Here is a 20,343-nt window from a genome sequence, read left to right on the forward strand (position 1 = left end):
TGACCGTGACGCGGGGTTCCGGCAGCAGAGCGGGCTGAGCCGACCGGCCGGGAGGGACTTGCCCTCGGCGCGGTTTTCGGGTCCGCTGATGGATGCGCCGTGCCCCATGCGAGGGTGGCGAACGAGCTTGGCGGGGATCAAGCGAACGGGGATGGAGACGAGGTTGAGCCAGGATCGGCCTGGACTGGTGACGGCACTCGGGCGCAATCCGGTCCTGGTGGGTCTGCCGGGCGCGGGAAAATCGAGTGTCGGCAAGAGGCTGGCCACCCGGCTCGGCGTTCCCTTCGTGGATGCCGACACCGAGATCGAGAAAGCCGCCGGCATGACGATCGACGAGATCTTCAAGATGCATGGCGAGCCGGCGTTTCGCGATGGCGAGGCGCGGGTGATCGCGCGTCTGGTGCAGGCGGGTCCGCATGTGATCGCGACCGGCGGCGGCGCCTTCATGCGGGCCGACACGCGCGCCGCGATCGCCGAGGGCGGGATCGCCGTATGGCTCGACGCGCCGACGGATGTTCTGATCGCGCGCATCATGCGGCGGGACAATCGCCCGCTCTTCCACAATGTCGACCCGCGCCAGAAGCTGCTCGACCTCAGGGCGATACGCGATCCGCACTTTGCCGAGGCGCCGGTGAAGGTGCTCTCCTCGGCGGGGCCGCATGATCGTGTGGTCAACGCCATCGTGCGTGAACTTCAGCGCTGGGCCGACCGGCAGAATGGTGCGCCCTCCTCCTCTGGCGGCGAGCCCGGTTCGGACGCTGCCCCTTTACCGGAACCTGCGGTCAACTCCTGATGAACGCTCCTTTATCGACGCTCGCCCCGCGCACGGTCCACGTGCCGCTGGGCGAGCGCGCTTATGATGTCCTGATCGGCGACAACCTGATCGCCGAGGCGGGCGGCCACATCGCCGCGCGGCTCGGCAAGCGCCGTGCGCTGGTGGTGACGGACGAGGTGGTGGCGGGGCTGCACCTTTCGCCGCTGATGGCCTCGCTGGAGGCGGCGGGGATCGGCGCCACGGCGCTGGCGCTGCCGGAGGGCGAGGCGACCAAGTCGGCCGAGCGGCTGCTGCAGACCGTCGATGCCATTCTGGACGCGGGGCTCGAGCGCTCGGACATCGTGATCGCGCTGGGCGGCGGGGTGATCGGCGATCTGGCCGGCTTCGCGGCGGCGGTGGCGCGGCGCGGCATGCCCTTCGTGCAGGTGCCGACGACGTTGCTGGCGCAGGTGGACTCCTCGGTGGGCGGCAAGACGGGCATCAACGCGCGGCAGGGCAAGAACCTCGTCGGTGCGTTCCATCAGCCGTCGCTGGTGCTGTCGGACCTTTCGGCGCTGGCGACCCTGTCCGAGCGGCACAGGCGGGCGGGCTATGCCGAGATCGTGAAGATCGGCCTCCTCGGCGACGCGGCCTTCTTCGACCGGCTGGAGGCGCTCGGCCCCCGCGTCTTCACCGACGGGCTCGCCGAGGCGGTGGCGACGGCGGTTGCGGCGAAGGCCGAGGTCGTCGTTACGGACGAGCGCGAGGCGGGACGGCGCGCCCTCCTCAATCTCGGCCACACCTTCGCCCACGCGGTGGAGCGGTGTGCGGGCTATGACGGCCGCGTGGTGCATGGCGAGGCTGTCGGACTGGGCCTTGCCCTCGCCTTCCGCTTCTCGCAAGCTCTTGGATATTCGAGCGGGCAGGACACGGTGCGGGTGGAGCGTCACCTTGCCGCGGTGGGTCTTCCGACGAGGTTCGATGAGGTGCCTGTTCCGCTAAATGCGGCGTCGATGATCGCCGCGATGGCGCAGGACAAGAAGGTGAAGGACGGCATCGTGCGTTTCGTTCTCGTGAACCGGATCGGCGATGCCTTCGTTTCAAGCGGTGTTGCGCCGGGTGCGCTCCGGGATTTTCTCAGCGCGGAGGGCCTTGCGGCGGCATGAGTGCGTTCACCTTTCCCGCAACGGCAATCAATCGAGCCTAGACAGTGATGGACTGGGACCTGTGGCTGACCGTGGGCGCGATCATCGTGCTTCTTGCCATGTCGGCCTTCTTCTCCGGCTCCGAGACGGCGCTCACCGCCGCCTCGCGGGCCAGGCTGATGCAGTTCGAGAAGCAGGGCTCGCGCCGTGCCGGAACCGCGTCCAAGCTGATGGAGATGCGCGAGCGGCTGATCGGCGCCCTTCTGGTCGGCAACAACCTCGTCAACATCTTGTCCTCGGCGCTGGCGACGCAGGCGCTGTTGCAGATCTTCGGCGACACGGCGATCGTCTACGCGACGTTCATCATGACGGCACTGGTGCTGGTCTTCTCCGAGGTGCTGCCGAAGACGCTGGCGATCCTGCGGCCGGAGGCGTTCGCGCTGGTGGTGGCGCCGGTGGTCAGGGTGATCGTCATCATCTTCGCCCCGGTGACGAACCTCGTGAACCGGATCGTGGCGTTGATCCTGCGCGCCTTCGGGGTGCGGGCGGACATGGCGAGCGTACAGTCGGCGCGCGAGGAGATCCGCGGTGCTGTGGATCTGCAGCATGCGGACGGGGCGCTGCACAAGTCGGACCGCGATCGCTTGGGCGCGATCCTCGACCTTGCCGAGCTCGACGTGTCGGACGTGATGGTGCACCGCACGCGCATCCGCATGCTGGACGTGGCGCTGCCGCCGGCGGAGCTCGTGGCCGAGGCGGCGGCCTCGCCCTACACGCGCATGCCGCTGTTCGAGGGTGAGAGCGACAACATCGTCGGCATTTTGCACGCCAAGGACCTGTTGCGGGCGGTGCAGTCGCTCGGCGGCGACATGGACAAGCTGAACGTCAGGGCGATCGCCAAGCCGCCTTGGTATGTGCCCGAGTCGACGATGCTGCACGACCAGTTGAACGCCTTTTTGAAGAAGAAGGCGCATTTCGCTCTGGTGATCGACGAGTATGGCGAGGTGATGGGGCTCATCACCTTGGAGGACATCATCGAGGAGATCGTCGGCGAGATCGAGGACGAGTACGACAACGAGGTCGAGGGTCTGCGCGTGGAGCCGGACGGCAGCGTTCTGGTGGACGGCTCGGTGTCGATCCGCGATCTGAACCGCGCGCTGGACTGGGATCTGCCGGACGACGAGGCGACGACGGCGGCGGGTCTGGTGATCCACGAGGCGCAGATGATCCCGGACGTCGGCCAGGCGTTCACATTCCACGGCGTGAAGTTCGAGGTGGCCGAGCGTGAGCGCAACCGCATCACCTTGTTGAAGGCGACGCGGCAGGAGACGGAGTGAGGCCCCGTTTGAAGGCGCTGCCGTTCGGGGCTGAAATGTGGCGAACTGAACCTTTGCGTGCGCCGCACTCTTAACGAATTTGCAAGAATAGCCTCGAAAACCGCGCTGAATCGCATCAATCCCAACGATCAACCGCATGAAGTTGGGTCAAATTGTGGGGAATCCGGGTTGACCCTACACCGATAGATTGTTAGCGCTATGCATGTTTCCCTGGTGCTTTTCCGTGTCCGTCGCGGTGATCCGCAACGGCTTTAAAGGTACCGGGCCGGTTTCCTGCCGATTTGAAGGAACTGCGTTTTTATGTATGCCCGTTCGAGTGTCGAAAATTGCTGGATCGAAACCTCGTCGAGATCGGGAGAGGTGAAGTAAAATAACAATTTCCTGGGGTTCGCGCGTTTGACGCTTCCCCGGCCTGTTATTCTTCATCTCTTTTAATCTTTTGGTGCGCCTTTCCAAATTTTCTGCGGCAGCACCGCCACGAGGTTCCCATGTCAATTTTCGGCGTCGGCGGAACAAGCCCCTTTTCTGTCAAATATACGAACCCCTGGTGGAACAACACCGGCGGGACCATTGAAATCACCTTCACCGTCCCGGCCGACATTCCCGGCGGAACCGTGTCGCTCTTCTCCATCGTTCCGACCTATACCGGCGGCGGGACCATCTCCAATGCGTGGCTGAGCGGCTATAATGGCGGCTTGCCGCAGCAGCCCAACGCCGGCAACGGTTTCGCGATCGAGACCGGCGGACACGGCGTACCGGTCCTGAAGCCGGGCGACACCATCACCCTCGGCTTCAACATCAACGGCCCGTTCGATCCGTCGGCCTTCACCTTCGACTTCACCGATCTCGACGACCCTGCGACCCCCGGTGCGCCGCAGACCGACCCGCTCGTGACCATCGGAACCGAGGGGGACGACAGCCTTTCGGGGTCGAGCCGCAACGACGTGATCCACGCCAACAACGGCACGAACCAGGTGGACGCGGGCGGCGGCAACAACACCGTCACCGGCGGCAACGGCGACGATACCATCACGACCGGCGCCGGCAACGACACGATCCACGCCAACGACGGGCGCAACTGGGTCGACGCGGGGGACGGCGACAATTCCGTCACCGGCGGCAACCACGAGGACACCGTCTTCACCGGCTCGGGCGACGATATCGTCCACGTGAACGGCGGCAACGACACGGTGCAGGTTGGCGGCGGCACGAACACCGTCTCGCTCGGCGAGGGTGACGACACCTTCATCATCGACTGGACGCAGTCCCAAGGCGCGACCAACACGGTCTATGCCGGCGGCGGGACGGACACCGTGCGCTTCGTCCTCACGAAGGACGAGGCCGAGGACGAGGACGTGCGCGGAGAGATCCGCGCGATGCAGGCGGTCGCCAACAGCGCGTCGACCAACATGCACACCTTCTCGGCGGGTTCCGGCCTCGCCGGCACGCTGTACGATTTCGAGCGCGTCGCCATCGTCGCGCCCGTCGTCGCCGAGGACGACACGGCGGAGGCGAACGAGAACGACGTCTTCACCATCGACGTTCTCGCCAACGATCGTGACCTCCTCGGCGATCTCGCCAATCTGGCGGACGACAATGCGGCGCTGACCATCACCGGCGTGACGAGCACCCTCGCGGGCGATGCCACCGTGGCCGTCTCCGGCGACGGGCGCCGCCTGGAGGTCGATCTCGGCACCGCCTACGACTATCTCGCGGTCGACGAGACGGCGACGGTGACGCTCACCTACACCATCGCCGACGATCAGGGGTTCGAGGACACCGCCGACGTCACGCTGACGATCAACGGCACGAACGATGCGCCGCGCGTTGCCAATCTGACCGGCCCCGTCACCGTCGAGGAAGGCGACGGGCCGTTGACGGCGACCGGCACGTTCAGAGTCGTCGACCTCGACCTCAGCGATAACGTCACGATCGGCCTCACCAACCTCTTCATCGCCGATCTGGCGCTTGCTCCGCGGTTCGACCGGGGCGCGCTGGCGGAGATGTTCACCTTCCCCGCCGTGATCGACGCCGACCCTGCGGCGGGCAACCTCTTCACCTGGACCTTCACCGCGCCCCCCGGCACCTTCGACATGCTGCCCGAAGGCGCCTCCCTGCCGATCCGCGTCGGCTGGGCCTTCAGCGACGGGCACACCACCGTGCCCCGCAGCATGCTGATCACCGTCACCGGCACGAACGACGCCCCGACGCTCAGCGTCGCGGCGGACGACAGCGCCGCGGAGAGCGTTTCCGAAGACGCCGCGTCGGCCGCCGGCACCCTGTCCGCCGGCGACGTCGACCTCGGCGACGTGCTCGAAGCGCGCGTGACGGGTGTGACGCTCGCCGCCGCATCCGGCCAACGTGTTCCGGCCGATCTCACCGAGACGGCGCTTCTCGGCCTCTTCGAGGTCACGGCCGACCCCATCACCCCGAACACCGGCCAAAATCTCGACTGGGAATTCACCGGGGGCAGCAGCTTCGACTTCCTCGCCGTCGGCGAGAGCGTGACTCTCACCTACATGGTCGAGGTGGAGGACCGTGAAGGGGCGACCGCCGCCCTCCCCGTGTCGATCACGGTCACAGGCGCCAACGACGGGCCTGCCGTCTACCGCGCCTCTCCCGGCCATACGGCGCTCTCCGAGGACGGCCCGCTCTTCGCCGAGGGTGCCTTCACCGTCACCGACGCCGACCTTTCCGACACGGTGACGATGGCCCTCGCCGGGGTGACGCTGTCCGGAGATCCGGCAGCTGTCGCGGCCTTCGATCCGGCCGACATCCTGGGCCTCTTCGCCTTCGACGCGACACTCCCCGCCGACCCCGGCGCCGTGAAGAACGCCACCTGGTCCTTCACCGCCCCGAACGGCACCTTCGACGCGCTCGCCGACGGCATGACGCTGACGATCCACGCCCCGTTCACGTTCACGGACGGCAACAGCCTGCCGCGCACCCGCACCGTGACGATCGGCATCGAGGGCACCAACGACAAGCCGGTGGTGCGTTACGCCATCCGCGAGATCGACCTCGTCGAGGGTGACGGCGCTCTCGAGACGGGCGGCACCTTCACCGTCACCGACGTGGACCTCGGCACCACCATCGCCGTGACCATGACCGAGGTCGAGATCCTCGACCCCGCCTTCGCCGACGTGTTCGACGCCGAGGCGCTCGCCACCCTCTTCGAGGTTCCGGACACCGTGCCCGGCGTCGCCACGGCCACCGACAACGTCGCCTGGACCTTCAAGGCCCCCGCCGGCACCTTCGACGCCCTCCCCGAGGGCGCCGTCCTCCCGCTCAAGGCCACCTTCACCTTCAGCGACGGCATCGACACCGTCACCCGCCGCGTCTCCATCGACATCACCGGCACCAACGACAAGCCGGTGGTGCGTTACGCCATCCGCGAGATCGACCTCGTCGAGGGTGACGGCGCCCTCGAGACGGGCGGCACCTTCACCGTCACCGACGTGGATCTCGGCACCACCATCGCCGTGGCCATGACCGAGGTCGAGATCCTCGACCCCGCCTTCGCCGACGTGTTCAACGCCGAGGCGCTCGCCACCCTCTTCGAGGTTCCGGACACCGTGCCCGGCACCCCGACGGCCACCGACAACGTCGCCTGGACCTTCAAGGCCCCCGCCGGCACCTTCGACGCCCTCCCCGAAGGCGCCGTCCTCCCGCTCAAGGCCACCTTCACCTTCAGCGACGGCATCGACACCGTCACCCGCCGCGTCTCCATCGACATCACCGGCACCAACGATGCGCCGGTGCTGACGAACGTGCGCGCCATCGGCACCGAGGAAGACACGTCGATCCGCCTCCAGACGGCGTTCGGGGCCCGGATGGACGACGGGCAAATCCGCAAGCTCCTCATCGCCGACCCGGACGGCGGGGGCGACACCGCCTACACGATCAAATTCACCTACGACACCGCCGAAATCGCGACGCTGCAGCTCACCAATCCGGTGAATGGTCCGGCCGCCTTAACCGCGACCGACGAGCCGGGCGCGCTCACCATCGCGTTCCATTATGCGGACGCGCTCGCCCGGCTGAACAACCTTCTCCAGAACGGCGCCATCGTCGCCACCCCGGCGGCCGACTGGTACGGAACCGCCAGCATCGCCTACACCGTCACCGACGGCGAAGGCGGCACCGACAGCGGCACCATCGACCTCGTCGTCGATGCGGTGAACGATCTTCCCGTTGTCTCGGTGGCGCTCGGCGACCTCGACGGCACCACCATCGACGAGGAGAATTCCGCGACCCTTTCGGTGAGCGGCTCCCTCACGGTGACCGACGTCGACCCCGACGATACGGTCACCGCACGGGTGAAATCCGTCTCCACCAGCGGGACGGATGGCGGGATCTCCGTCACCACCGCCCAGCTCCTCACCTTTCTCACCGTCAACGGCGGTGCGATGGCGGCGGACGGCGAGACCGGCAACCTCGTGTGGAGCTTCGACAGCCGCGGCGTCGGATATCAGGAGCGGTTCGACTATCTGTCCGCCGACGAGGAGGTCACACTCGACTATGTCGTCGAGCTGACGGATTCGGCCGGCGCCACAGTCGATCACGTCCTTTCGATCACGATCGACGGGGCGAACGACCTGCCGAAATGGATCGACAAGGGCCCCATCCCTGTGGCGCTCCAGGAGGCGGATGGCCCCCTCACCAGCTTCGGCAGCATCGCCGTCGGCGACCGGGATCTGTCCGACAGCCTGACCATCACCGGCGCGGTGACGGGCGTCAGCGGCAACCGCGGCACGCTGACGGATCAGGCGATCACGGCGATGTTCGAGGTGACCACACCGTGGCTGGAGGGCGACCTCGATGCCACGGTCTACCCGGCGGTCTATTCCGACACGGCCGATTGGAGCTTCACCTCGGGTACCGAGACTTTCGACTATCTCGCCGCGGGCGAGACGGTGACCTTCACCTACACCATGAACGCCAGCGACGGGGTGCATCCGTGGGATGTCACGACGTCGGTGGAGCTGACCATCACCGGCACCAACGATGCGCCGGTCTTCAACCGCGTGCAGGATTTCACCACCGCCGAGGACACGCCGATCGGCCTGACGGCGGCGACGCGCGTTTGGACCGGGACGCAAAACCTCACCTGGTCCTTCTCGGACGTGGACGACCGGCTCGGCGACATGGCCACGGTCACGTTCAAGATCGCACCGGGAAGCGGCACCTTCTCGGTCAATCCGACCCACGTGAACATGGCGACCAGCACCGTCACCATGGACGAGGCGGCCGGCACTTTCACCATCACCTCGACCGGCACGGTGAACCGGACCGGACTCGACCACATCAACGCGATCATCACCGGTAACGGCGGGCTGATCTTCACCCCCGCGGCGGATCTGAACGGCACCGTGGCGGTGGGCTACACGGTCTCGGACGGGACGGAGGAGACCAGCGGCAGCTTCGCGCTCGACGTGACGCCGGTGAACGACGCGCCAGAGCTCGCGATCACGGACATCCAAGGGACAGAGGACACGCCGATCGTGCTGAAGGACGTCTTCAGCGGGTCGAATGCGCTGGTCGTGGCGGACCCGGATGCGGCGGACGACGCCAGCATGTCGCTGACCTTCACGATGGACCCGGCGGACGTGTCGCTGAGCATCAATTCAACTCAGGGCGCAGCCGGCTGGGATGTGGCCGACGACGGCAACGGCACGGTCACGCTGACCACGCACACCGCGAACAGCATGAGCGCGCTGGACCGGATGAACCACATCCTGAAGTTCGGTGAGATCACGTTCACGCCGACCGCGAATTTCGACGAGACGACGACGGTGTCCTACGAGATCGCCGACGACGAGGGCGGATCGTCGGGAGATGCGTTCGATATCGCGTTCGCGCCGGTGAACGACCCGGAAACGATCGTCACGTTCGACTTCGATGACGGGCAAAACATAACAAACCAGGCCCCCACTAGGGATGGCTTCAAGTTCTCGTTTTCTGGCAGCTATTATACCGATAGCACTCCACTCTTAGGTTACTACACCAGCAACAACTGGCCGGATTACGACAGTGAAGCGTATAACGGGTTCGGCTTCAAATACACAACTATCAAGCGAGCCGACGGAGAAAAATTTCAATTTGTTTCTGCAGAATTTGGCCTGGATTACAGTCAAAACCGGACCAATCTCGGAGGAACAGAACTCACCGTAAACGGCCTTGAGGATGGCCACCTTGTATTTAGCGAAACCGTCAATACAACAAATTCTATGATGCTTCATAATTTCCCAACTGATGAAATCGATCAGCTCGACATCACAGTGACAGCTGGAGGACAGAGCGGTTATGGCGTCACGAATACGGGTTTCTATAGCGTCGATAACTTAGTGTTTATCGCGTAGAGGCAGAGGGGTCGGCGGCGGCAATCTCTGCCGCCACCAGCGCCTGCAATCGCCACAGATTGCGGTCGTGGATGCCGAAGGCCTCGAGGTGCGAAACCGTGTTGAAGAGATATTCGGCGCATGAGCCCACGGGGCCGCAGGCGCGGGCGAGGATCGGAGCCACCTCCTCCAACGGGAGGCGGCTCTGGATGCGCGGCCCCGTCGGCCCGGCCCAGAAGACCAGGACACGCAGCGGCCCCTCCTCGGCGTGAACCTTGATCCACCGGACCATCGACACGTTCTGGTGGAAGCGCACCTCGCGGCGGAGCATGCGGCGGACCTGGGCGAAGCGGTCGTCGTCGGGCATGCGGTAGATCACACCGTCGCAGCGGCCGCCGCGCTCCAGCGCCATCATCAGGCCCGGCGTGTCGGGCGAGCCGCGCCAGCGCCGCATGGTCATGCAGAAGGAGCGGTGCCAGCCGTAGGCGGTCGCGCGCTGGTGGCCGATCGCCTCGAAATCGGGCTTCCAGATCAGCGATCCGTAGGCGAAGACCCATAGCGGATCGGTGCCGGATTGCGCGGTCCAATCCGCCGCCAGCGCGTCGAGCTCCTCCTCCGACAGCGCGGTCCATCCCTCTTCGGGGCCGAGGTCGGGCATCTCGCGCACCGTGCGAGCGACGAGGTCCGGCGTCAGCGCCATGCGCTTAAGGCGCCGTGCCCCTGCGCGCTCGGCCTTGCTTTGCCCCGGCGCCTCCTCGTGGCCCGGTGAGGTGAGGCCGTCCTCGGCCTCGGCGGCGGTCTCCGGTGCCAGCGCGGCCGCCGCTGGAGCATCCGCGGGGCGACGCCCGGCCGCCCCCGTCGCGGAGGCGTGCTCGCCATCAGACACAGCGGAGGCGTGCTCGCCATCAGACACAGCGGAGGCGTCCGCGCCGTCCGGCGCAGCGGAGGCGTCCTCGCCATACGGCGCAGCGGCGGCGTCCTCGCCATCCGGCACGGCGGCGGCGTCTTCGTCGACCGGTGCGGCGTCGTCGCCATTCGGCGTGGCGGCGGCGGTCACGCCGTCCGGCACGGTGGAGGAGTCCGCGTTGTCCGGCGCAGCGGTGGCTTCTTCGCCGACCGGCGCGGCGACATCGTCGTCCGGCACGCCGGCGGCGTCTTCGTCGACCGGCGCGGCGATCTCGCCATCCGGCACAGCGGAGGCGTCTTCGCCGGACCGCGCTGCGGCGTCCTCATCATCCGGCGCGGCGGCGGGGTGCCGTTCAGCCTTCGTCATCGCGGCCTCCTTGGACCGGTGTCGGAACAGCGCCGGGCCGCGACGGTGCGGGCGGTCAAAACAGCCCCTCGACCTCGCCCCCCGGCCCAAGACGGATGCGCTCGGCGGCAGGCGCGGCCGGAAGGCCCGGCATCGTCATGATGTCACCGCAGATGGCCACGACGAAACCCGCACCAGCGGATAGCCGCACCTCGCGCACGGGGAGGCTGTGGCCGGTCGGCGCGCCGCGCAAGGTGGGATCGGCGCTGAAGGAATATTGCGTCTTCGCCACGCAGATCGGCAGGCCGCCGTGCCCCGCGGCCTCCCAATCGGCGAGCTGGGCGCGCACGGAGGCGGGCGCCGTCACCTCGCCGGCGCGGTAGATGCGGGTGGCCGTCGCCTCGATCTTCTCCCACAGCGGCAGATCGTCGGGATAGAGCGGGCGGAAGTCGGCGCCGCCGGAGGTCGCGAGGCGCGCCACGGTTTCGGCCAGCTCGGTGATGCCGGCGCTCCCCTCGGCCCAGTGGCGGCAGACGATCGCCTCCACGCCCATCGCCGCGACCGCCTCGCGCACGGCGGCGATCTCGGCCTCGGTGTCGCCGGTGAAGTGGTTGATGGCGACCACCACGGGCACGCCGTAACCGGCGACGTTCTCCACATGGCGGGCGAGGTTGGCGCAGCCGGCGGTGACGGCGGCGACGTTCTCGGCGCCGAGGTCGTCCTTGGCGACGCCGCCGTTCATCTTCAGCGCGCGCACGGTGGCGACGACCACCGCGGCGTCCGGCGACAGGCCCGCCTTGCGGCACTTGATGTCGAAGAATTTTTGCGCGCCGAGGTCGGCGCCGAAGCCGGCCTCGGTGACGACGAAATCAGCGAGCTTCAGCGCGGTGCGGGTGGCGATGACGGAGTTGCAGCCGTGGGCGATGTTGGCGAAGGGCCCGCCGTGGACCAGCGCCGGGTTGTTCTCCAGCGTCTGCACCAGGTTGGGAAGGATGGCGTCCTTCAGGAGCACGGCCATCGCCCCGTCGGCCTTCAGGTCGCGGCAGGTGACGGGCGTCTTGTCGCGCGTGTAGGCGACGATCATGTCGCCGAGCCGGCGCTCCAGGTCGGCGATGTCGGAGGCGAGGCAGAGGATCGCCATCACCTCGGAGGCGACGGTGATGTCGAACCCGGTCTCGCGCGGGAAGCCGTTGGCGGGGCCGCCGAGACCGGCGGTGACGGTGCGCAATGCGCGGTCGTTCATGTCCACCACGCGGCGCCAGGTGACGCGGCGCACGTCGATGCCGAGGGCGTTGCCCCAGTAGACGTGGTTGTCGATCATCGCGGCGAGGAGGTTGTGGGCGGCGCCGATGGCGTGGAAGTCGCCGGTGAAGTGGAGGTTCATGTCCTCCATCGGCACCACCTGGGCGTAGCCGCCGCCCGCCGCCCCGCCCTTCAAGCCGAAATTGGGGCCGAGCGAGGCCTCGCGGATGCAGGTGATGGCGCGCTTGCCGATGCGGTTCAGCCCGTCGCCGAGGCCGACGGTGGTGGTGGTCTTGCCCTCCCCGGCCGGTGTCGGGTTGATCGCGGTGACGAGGATCAGCTTGCCGTCCGGCCGGTCCGCCAGGCTGTCGATGGTGGCGGCGGTGATCTTCGCCTTGTCGTGGCCGTAGGGAATGAGGCCTTCGGGCGGGATGCCGAGCGCGCCGCCGATCTCCATGATGGGGCGCTTATGGGCGGCGCGGGCAATCTCGATATCGGTTTTGACGGCCATTCGGTCTCGGTACGTCCTCGGTGGTTCCTGTCGTCGCGTTCTGTGATGGCACAGATCGCGCTGCGGATGCAGGCACCGGGCGGCTGAAGTCGAAAGATTGTGCAACAACCCAGGAATGCGCTGAGGAAAAGGCCGCGCGGTGCCAAAGCCGTGCGCCCGAGGCTCAGACGGCCTTGCGGATGGCGCCGCCCGCGGGATCCACCAGAGCGCCGTAGAGGTCCGGCTGGCGGTGCTGGGCGAAGTCGAAGATGTTCTTGCGGATCTCGCGACAGGTGTCGAAGTCGATGTCGGCGACGACCACCTCGTCGCCGCGTGTGGTGGCGAGCGCGATGATCTCGCCGGTGGGGGCGATGATGGCCGACCCGCCGATGAGTTCGCACCCCTCCTCCAGCCCCGCCTTGGCGGCGCCGATGACGTAGGTGCCGTTCTGGTAGGCGCCGGCCTGCATGGAGAGGTGGTTGTGGAAGTCCTGCAGCCGGTCGTGGCCGGGGGCGTTCGGATAGTGCTGCGGCGTGTTGTAGCCGAGGCAGACGAGTTCGGCGTCCTGAAGGCCCATGAGGCGCCAGGTTTCGGGCCAGCGGCGGTCGTTGCAGATGCACATGCCGATGCGCCCGCCGAGCGCGTCCACCACCGGGAAGCCGAGATTGCCGCGCTCGAAGTAGCGCTTTTCGAGGTGCTGGAAGGGGCGCCACGGCTCGTCGTCCCAGTGCCCCGGCAGGTGCACCTTGCGGTATTTGGACAGGATCGCGCCGTCCGGGCCGACGAGGATCGCGGTGTTGTAGCGGTGCGGCCCGTCGATCTCCGCATAGCCGAGGTGGAAGGCGATGCCGAGGCGGCGGGCGGCGTCGAACAAGGGCGCGGTGTCCGCGGACGGCATCTCGGCCTCGAACCAGGCGTCGACGGAGGGCTGGTCGGCCATGAACCAGCGCGGGAAGAAGGTGGTGAGGGCAAGCTCGGGGAAGACGACGAGCGCGGCGCCGCGGGCGGAGGCCTTCTCCATCATCGCCACCATGCGGGCGACGGCGGAGGCGCGCGGCTCGTCCTTGGCGATGGGGCCGAGCTGGGCGGCGGCGACGGTGAGAGGGCGTGACATGAGCGCGGGTCCTGAAGGCGGGATCGAGTGGCCGCCCGCCGAGGGGGCGGACGGCCTCGGATGGTATCTGCTGGCGATTATTCGCCGGACATGAAGACCGACGCGTTGGCCTTGGCGACCTCTTCCTTGAAGAGCGCGACCAGGGCCTGGCCCTCTTCGGACAGGTTCTCGTCGACATGCTTGTCGAACGCGGCCTGGGTGACTTCGCGCATCTTCACGCGGTCTTCGGGCGACAGGGCGGTGATCTTCATGCCCTTGGAGAGGCCGGCGATGCCGCGGTCCGACGCCTCGATGATGCGCGACAGGCCGCGCGAGGCGGACACGCACGCCTGCGTGGCGTACTGGACGATGTTCTTGTTCTCGTCCGACAGGCTGTCATAGACGTCCTTGTTCATGACGAGCGTGTAGGGCGAGAAGAGGTGGTTGGTCAGGGTCATGAAGCCCTGGACTTCCTGGAAGTTGGAGAAGGAGATGATGGGGATCGGGTTCATCTGACCTTCGATGACGCCGGTCTGCAGCGCCGAATAGACTTCGCCCCAGGCGAGCGGATAGGCCTCCGCGCCGAGCGCGTTCATGATCGCCTGGTGGGACGGCACGGTCATGGTGCGCACGCGCACGTCCTTGAAATCGTCCAGCGTGGCGATCTCGTGCACCGAGTTGGTGACGGCGAAGAAGCCGCCGGTGTCCGGGAAGCCGAGGATCTTCACGTCGCCCAGCGTCGCTTCCATGTCGGCGGCGAGCGCGGCGCCGAACTTGCCGTCGAACACCTCGTAGGTGGCGCCGTTGTCGGCGAAGGCGAAGGGCAGGTTCAGAACGTCGATGTTCGGGTAGTAGGGCGCCATCGCGCCGGTGGAGGACAGGCTGATCTCGATGATCCCGTCACGCACCATCTGCACCGCCTCGGTCGCCGTGCCGATGGAGGCGTTGGGGTAGATCTCGACCGCCACGTCGCCGTTGCTGTCGGTCTCGATGATGTTCTTCAGCACCGCGGCGCAGGCGTGGGCCGGATTGTCGTAAGGGTCCGGGTTGTTGTCGTGGGCGATGCGGATCTGCGCGCTCTGGGCGAAGGCGGCGGGGGCGGCGCCCGCCACCATGGCAATGACGGCGGCGCCGGTGAGAAGACGGGGGAAGAGAGAGGCCATGGGGTGTTTCCTTGTGTGGTGGGACAAGTGGCTCACAGGAAGCCGAGGAGACGCGGAACCAGGAGGGCGAGGCCGTCCCAGTAGGCGAAGAGGAGGAGGACGCCGATCTCGGCGATGAGGAAGGGCCACAGCTTCATGGCGATCGCCTCCAGCCTCTCGCCGGTGACGGACGAGAGGACGAAGAGGCAGGCGCCGACGGGCGGTGTCATCAGCGAGATGTTGAGGGCGAGGACGAAGATGATGCCGGAATGGATCGGTTCGAGGCCGATGGCGGTGGCGAGAGGCACCAGCACCGGGGCGAGGATGATAAGGATGGCGGTGATGTCCATCACCATACCGACGAGCAGGAGCACGGCGACGATGAGGAGGATGATCACCCACTTGTTCTCAGAGATCGCGAAGACCGCCTGGGCGATGGCCTGGGGCACGCGCTCGAAGCTCATCCACCAGCCGAGCATGGAGGCGAAGGCGATGATGACAAAGATCACGCCGGTGATGCGCGCGGTGGACAGGAGCATCGCGTAGAGGTCGCGCGCGCCGAGATTGCGGTAGACGACGACGCCGAGGAAGAAGGCGTAGGCGACGGCGACGGACGCCGCCTCGGTGGGGGTGACTACGCCGCCGAGGATGCCGCCGAGGATGATCACCGGCATCAAGAGCGCGGCGAAGGACTTGGCGAAGGTCTTGGCGACGACCTTCAGCGGGGCGCGCGGCTCGGGATCGGGCAGTTTGTTGCGCTTGGCGCCCAGGGCGATGATGCCCATGCACACGGCGCAGATGAAGAGGCCGGGCAGGATGCCGGCGGCGAACAGCCCACCGATGGAGACGCCGAGCAGCGAGCCGTAGACCACCATGAGGCCGGACGGCGGGATGGTGGGGCCGATGATGGACCCCGCCGCGGTGACCGCGCACGCATAGTCGCGCCGGTAGCCCTGGGCGACCATGGCGGGGACGAGCGTCTTGCCGAAGGCGGCGGCGTCGGCGGTGGCCGCGCCCGTGAGGCCGGCGAAGAACACCGAGGCGATCATGTTGGCGTGGGCGAGGCCGCCGCGGAAGTGGCCGACGAGGACGTGGGCGAAGCGCATCAACTGCTGCGTGATGCCGATGTGGTTCATGATCTCGCCCGCCAGGATGAAGAAGGGCATGGCGAGGAAGGGGAAGGAGTCGAGCCCGGCGAAGAGCTTGGAGACGCCGGTGGCGAGGAAGCGCTCGCCGCCCATGGAGACGAGTCCGGCGAGGCCCGCGAGGCCGATCGTGAATCCGATCGGCATGCCGATGAGGAGGAGGACGAGGAAGATGGCGCCGACGAGCATGGCTTAGACTTCCCCGCCCTGGTCGATGATGGATTGGGAACCGCCGTCGCGCACCATGCACAGGCCGAGCTGGAGGGCGCAGAGGGCGGCGGCGGCGGGGACGGCGGCGAAGGCCGGCGCCATGGACATGCCGAAGATCATCGCGCGGCGGGTGGCGCCGCCCATGGCGAAGCCGATGCCGTAATAGAGGACGTAGAGGAAGAGGCCGATGGCGAGCACGTCGCACAGGACGAGCGCGCCGCGGCGCAGGACCACCGGCAGCCGGTCGATGACGATGGACAGGCCGATATGCTCGCGCCGGGCGATGCCGCAGGAGATGGCGAGCAGCGCCATCCAGATCATCAGGTAGCGCGCCATGATTTCGGGCCAGGGGAGCTGCCAGCGGAACATGTAGCGGTCCATCACACCGACCCACACGTCGAGGACGAGGAGCGCCATCAGGAGGACGACGACGGCCTCCACGACCTGATTGAGGCGGTGACTGGCGAGTCCGGCGAATTCTCTCATAGGCGCGGTGTTTCCTGGGGTGGCGGCGGTCAGTCGCCGATGGGGCGGTGGCAGTTGGACATGCCGAGCGCGGACAGGCTGCGGCGGATGCGACGCAGGCCCTCCAGCACGTCGGGGCCGATGGCTTCGGCGACGGAGGTGGCGAGCACGTCGACCACCGTGAGGAGGGCGTAGCGGGCGGCCGACGGCTTGATCACCTGCCCGTCGCCGGGGACGGAGAAGCCGAGGACGATCTCCGCCTCACGGGCGAGCTGGGAGGCGGGATCGGTGATGGCGATGGTGGTGGCGCCGTAGAGCCGGGCGATCTTGGTGGCTTCGACGACCGAGTGGGCCGAGCCGGATGCCGAGAGGGAGATGGCGACCGTGGCCTCCCCGGCGACGGCGGCGACCATGCGCTGCATCTGCCCGTCTGTATGGGCGGTGACGGGAATGGAGAAGCGGAACAGCCGGTTCTGCAGCTCCACCGCGCCGAGCGAGGAGACGCCGCCGGACCCGAAGGTGACCACCTGGCGGGCGGCGGCGATGGCACGGGCGGCGGCCGCGACGGTGTTCATGTCGAGCGAGGCGGCGGCGCGTTCGATGGCGGCGATGGCCCCGTCGCGCACGGAGGTGATGATCTCCTCGTCGTGCGGGCTGCGCGAGACGGGCTCGGGAAACATGGTGAAGCCGCCGATGGCGATGACCTGGGCGAGGCGCAGCTTGAAGTCGCGCAGGCCTTCACACTCCAGCGCGCGGCAGAAGCGGGTGACGGTGGGTTCGGACACGCCGGCGCGCGCGGCGAGCTCGTTGATGGGGGCGAGCGAGGCGGCGTGGGCATCGCCGAGGACGATCTCGGCGAGCCGCTTCTCGGCCGGGCTTCCCTCCAGAGAGAGCCGGCGCAGGCGGTCCACCATGTCGATCGTGCGTGCTCCGTCCACGTCTCGTCCGGCTCCTTTCAGCTTGCGCGGGCGGCGGCGTGTCCGGCGTACGGGCACGTTGACTGCTCCGCGGCGCTGTGTCGCGGCATGGCGGCCGCGTCACCGGGTGTGTCGCAGCCAGAAGACGCGAGGGTGACGCCGTAAATGTCAGTTTGCAACATAAAGAATTGATCGACTTTCGTCCAAACCTTAGCCAACGGGGTCAAAATTTGACCAGATGCAGGAAACTTACATTGCCTGGCTTGCGGATCATGCGGGACTGATTTTAGGCTGAGGTGAACCTGTCGACTGAACGGGCACCAGCGCACGCCCCGCCTTTTCCGGCCGCCGATGTGGCGGTGAAGGCCGCGAGTTCGTGCGCCCGCTGACCCATTTCACAAGGAGTCTCTTCCGTGGCGAAAGAATGCTTCGGCGCCGCCGCAGTCCCGCTGTCCCCGGCCGTGCGCGCGGGCGATTTCATTTATGTGTCCGGTCAGGTGCCGGTGGGCGCGGACGGTGAGATCGTCGGCAGCACCGTCGGCGTGCAGACGCGCCAGGTGCTGGACAACATCAAGGCCGCGCTGGCGCTGGCGGGCGCGGAGATGAAGGACATCGTCAAGACGACGGTGCTGCTGGAGGACGCGCGCGACTTCGGCGCCTTCAACAAGGCCTATGCGGAATATTTCCCGTCCGAGCCGCCGGCCCGCACGACGCAGGAATGCCGCCTGATGATCGACATCAAGGTCGAGATCGACGCGATCGCCTACAAGCCGCGCTGAGCGGCAGGCCATCCCGGCGGACGGTGCGCCGCCCGCCTCCCCCTTCCCCCGACATCGCGCGCCAGGCCGCGCAACAGGATCCATTATGAGCGCGGACCTCGTCCTGAAGGGCGGGCGGGTGATCGACCCGTCCCAAGGCCTCGATAAGATCGCCGACGTCGCCTTCGAAGGCGGCGTGGTCACGGCGATCGGCGATGGCCTCGACACCGCCGGCGCCGAGGTGCGCGACGTCACGGGCAAGATCGTCACCCCCGGCATCATCGACCTGCACACGCACGTCTATTGGGGCGGCACGTCGCTCGGCGTGGACCCGACGATGTTCGCGCAAGACAGCGCGGTGACGACGATGATCGACACCGGCTCGGCGGGCCCCGGCAACTGGCCGGGCTTCCGCAAGCACGTGATCGAGCCGGCGGAACCGCGGATCCTGGCCTATCTCCACGTGTCCTTCGCGGGCATCTACGGCTTCCACACGGCGCTGATGGTGGGCGAGAGCCATGATTGGCGGCTGATGGCGCCGCGCCTCGCGGTGGAGGTGATCGAGGCGAACCGGGACGTCATCATCGGCGTGAAGGTGCGCATCGGGCGGCATGCGTCCGGCCCGTCCGGCATCGACCCGCTGATCGTCGCGCTGGACGTGGCGCAGGAGACCGGACTGCCGGTGATGTGCCACATCGACGAGCCGCCCCCGTCCTACGAGGCGGTCGTCTCCATGCTGCGCGAGGGCGACGTTCTCACCCACTGTTTCCGCCCCTTCCCCAACGCCCCGGTGGACGGCAAGGGCAACGTGAAGCCCGAGATTTTGGCCGCGCGCGACCGCGGCGTCTATTTCGACATCGGCCACGGCATGGGGTCGTTCTCGTGGAAGACGGCGAAGGCGATGATGGCGGCGGGCTTCCCGCCCGACACCATCTCGTCGGACGTCCACGCCTTCTGCATCGACGGCCCGGCCTATGACCAGCTCGTCACCATGTCGAAGTTCCTGGCGCTGGGGATGCCGCTGGCGGAGGTGATCGAGCGGTCCACGGTGGTGCCGGCGAAGGCGCTGCAGCGGCCGGAGCTCGGCCATTTCGGCCCCGGTAACGTGGGCGATGCGTCGATCCTGACGCTGGAGGAGGGCTCCTTCCCGCTCGCCGACGTGCAGGGCGTGGTAGAGACCGGAACGCAGAAGCTGAAGGCCGCGGGCGTGGTGCTCGGCGGGCGTTGGTGGCACGGGTCCTGAGCGCATGTACTGGGAGCGCATGACGGCGCCGGAGCTGAACGCGCTCGACCGCAACGTTCCGCTCGTCTTGTCCGTGGCCGCCGTGGAGCAGCACGGGCCGCATCTGGCGAGCGGGACCGATTCCATCATCGGCGCCCACTTCCTTCAGGCGCTGGAGGCGGCGCGGCCGGACGGCGTGGTGGTGCTGCCGCAGGTCAAGGTGGGATGCTCGGAGCATCACATGGACCTCGGCGGCACGCTGACCGTGAGCCACGCCGTCTTCATCGACTATGTGTGCGAGCTGGCGGGGTCGGCGCTCAGGCACGGCTTCCGCAACCTCGTCATCCTGAACAGCCACGGCGGGAACATCGCCGCGGCGGGGGTGATCGGCGAGCGGCTGGGCCTCGCCTTCCCGGCCTGCCGCATCGTCGTTGCGACGTGGTGGCGGCTGGCGGCGGAGGGTCTGTTGCCGATCAACCTGGGTGGCCCCGGCTCGGTCGGCCATGCGTGCGAGTTCGAGACGTCGGTGGTGATGTGCGCGGCGCCGGGCGAGGTGCGCGGCGACAGGATCCCCGAACGCGGCGACGCGGCGACCTTCCCGTGGGCGGAGGGCGACCTCTTGCGCGGCTCTCCGGCGGTGCTGGTGCGCACGATGGCCGAGATGACGGGCGGCACCGGGGTGCTGGGGACGCCGGCGCTGGCCTCCCCGGACCACGGTGAGCGCATCACGGGTGTGGTGGTCGATGCGTTGACCTCTGTCGTCGACACTCTTTTCGCCGCGCAACCCAAAGAACACGTTGAGTAAATTCTGATCGCGGCGCCCACCCTTC

At 67.5% G+C, this 20,343-nt stretch carries 14 protein-coding genes; 7 read left to right on the plus strand and 7 right to left on the minus strand.

Annotation, left to right across the window (positions count from 1 at the left end; translation table 11 throughout):
- Positions 1–151: 151 nt before the first annotated feature.
- The 4 genes from BIX52_RS03975 to BIX52_RS03990 all read left to right on the plus strand — a co-directional run bounded on the left by BIX52_RS03975 (position 152) and on the right by BIX52_RS03990 (position 9,598).
- Positions 152–793, plus strand: coding sequence for a shikimate kinase (locus tag BIX52_RS03975; RefSeq protein WP_075219646.1), 642 nt, complete (start codon positions 152–154; stop codon positions 791–793).
- A complete protein-coding gene (gene aroB, locus BIX52_RS03980; protein ID WP_075219647.1) occupies positions 793–1,920 on the plus strand; it encodes a 3-dehydroquinate synthase in 1,128 nt (375 codons plus the stop codon). The genes BIX52_RS03975 and aroB overlap by 1 nt, the downstream gene beginning before the upstream one ends.
- Positions 1,921–1,964: 44 nt before the next feature.
- Positions 1,965–3,236 carry an HlyC/CorC family transporter gene (locus tag BIX52_RS03985; RefSeq protein WP_075219648.1) on the plus strand — a complete coding sequence of 424 codons (1,272 nt, stop codon included), beginning with the start codon at positions 1,965–1,967 and terminating at the stop codon, positions 3,234–3,236.
- 488 nt (positions 3,237–3,724) lie between these two features.
- Positions 3,725–9,598 carry a beta strand repeat-containing protein gene (locus BIX52_RS03990; RefSeq protein ID WP_075219649.1) on the plus strand — a complete coding sequence of 1,958 codons (5,874 nt, stop codon included), beginning with the start codon at positions 3,725–3,727 and terminating at the stop codon, positions 9,596–9,598.
- On the opposite strand, the gene BIX52_RS24015 is transcribed toward BIX52_RS03990, so the two are convergent.
- The 7 genes from BIX52_RS24015 to BIX52_RS04025 form a co-directional block, all read right to left on the minus strand.
- Complete coding sequence (locus BIX52_RS24015) at positions 9,588–10,850, minus strand: gamma-glutamylcyclotransferase (RefSeq protein ID WP_205647687.1); 1,263 nt, start codon at positions 10,848–10,850, stop codon at positions 9,588–9,590. The genes BIX52_RS03990 and BIX52_RS24015 overlap by 11 nt on opposite strands.
- A gap of 55 nt (positions 10,851–10,905) precedes the next feature.
- Entirely contained in the window at positions 10,906–12,582 is a 1,677-nt protein-coding gene (locus BIX52_RS04000) for a formate--tetrahydrofolate ligase (protein ID WP_075219650.1), read from the minus strand.
- 163 nt (positions 12,583–12,745) lie between these two features.
- On the minus strand, positions 12,746–13,675 hold the full coding sequence (locus tag BIX52_RS04005; RefSeq protein ID WP_075219651.1) for an N-carbamoyl-D-amino-acid hydrolase: 930 nt from the start codon (positions 13,673–13,675) through the stop codon (positions 12,746–12,748).
- A 77-nt stretch (positions 13,676–13,752) separates the two neighbouring features.
- Positions 13,753–14,817: a TRAP transporter substrate-binding protein gene (locus tag BIX52_RS04010; protein ID WP_075219652.1), complete on the minus strand. Its 1,065-nt coding sequence runs from the start codon at positions 14,815–14,817 to the stop codon at positions 13,753–13,755.
- Between the two features lie 32 nt (positions 14,818–14,849).
- Positions 14,850–16,130 (minus strand): TRAP transporter large permease, encoded by a 1,281-nt coding sequence (locus BIX52_RS04015; protein ID WP_075219653.1) that lies wholly within the window; start codon positions 16,128–16,130, stop codon positions 14,850–14,852.
- Positions 16,131–16,133: 3 nt separating this feature from the next.
- Positions 16,134–16,637, minus strand: coding sequence for a TRAP transporter small permease (locus BIX52_RS04020; RefSeq protein WP_075219654.1), 504 nt, complete (start codon positions 16,635–16,637; stop codon positions 16,134–16,136).
- Between the two features lie 29 nt (positions 16,638–16,666).
- Positions 16,667–17,530 carry an SIS domain-containing protein gene (locus tag BIX52_RS04025; protein ID WP_075220158.1) on the minus strand — a complete coding sequence of 288 codons (864 nt, stop codon included), beginning with the start codon at positions 17,528–17,530 and terminating at the stop codon, positions 16,667–16,669.
- 416 nt (positions 17,531–17,946) lie between these two features.
- On the opposite strand from BIX52_RS04025, the gene BIX52_RS04030 reads away from it, so the two are divergent.
- The 3 genes from BIX52_RS04030 (at position 17,947) to BIX52_RS04040 (ending at position 20,318) form a co-directional block, all read left to right on the plus strand.
- On the plus strand, positions 17,947–18,312 hold the full coding sequence (locus tag BIX52_RS04030; protein ID WP_075219655.1) for a RidA family protein: 366 nt from the start codon (positions 17,947–17,949) through the stop codon (positions 18,310–18,312).
- Between the two features lie 85 nt (positions 18,313–18,397).
- Entirely contained in the window at positions 18,398–19,534 is a 1,137-nt protein-coding gene (locus BIX52_RS04035; RefSeq protein WP_075219656.1) for an amidohydrolase/deacetylase family metallohydrolase, read from the plus strand.
- A 4-nt stretch (positions 19,535–19,538) separates the two neighbouring features.
- Positions 19,539–20,318, plus strand: a complete 780-nt coding sequence (locus BIX52_RS04040; RefSeq protein WP_075219657.1) for a creatininase family protein — start codon at positions 19,539–19,541, stop codon at positions 20,316–20,318.
- Positions 20,319–20,343 lie beyond the last annotated feature (25 nt).

The organism is Acuticoccus yangtzensis (assembly GCF_001927245.1).
GTDB classification, from domain to species: Bacteria; Pseudomonadota; Alphaproteobacteria; order Rhizobiales; family Amorphaceae; genus Acuticoccus; species Acuticoccus yangtzensis.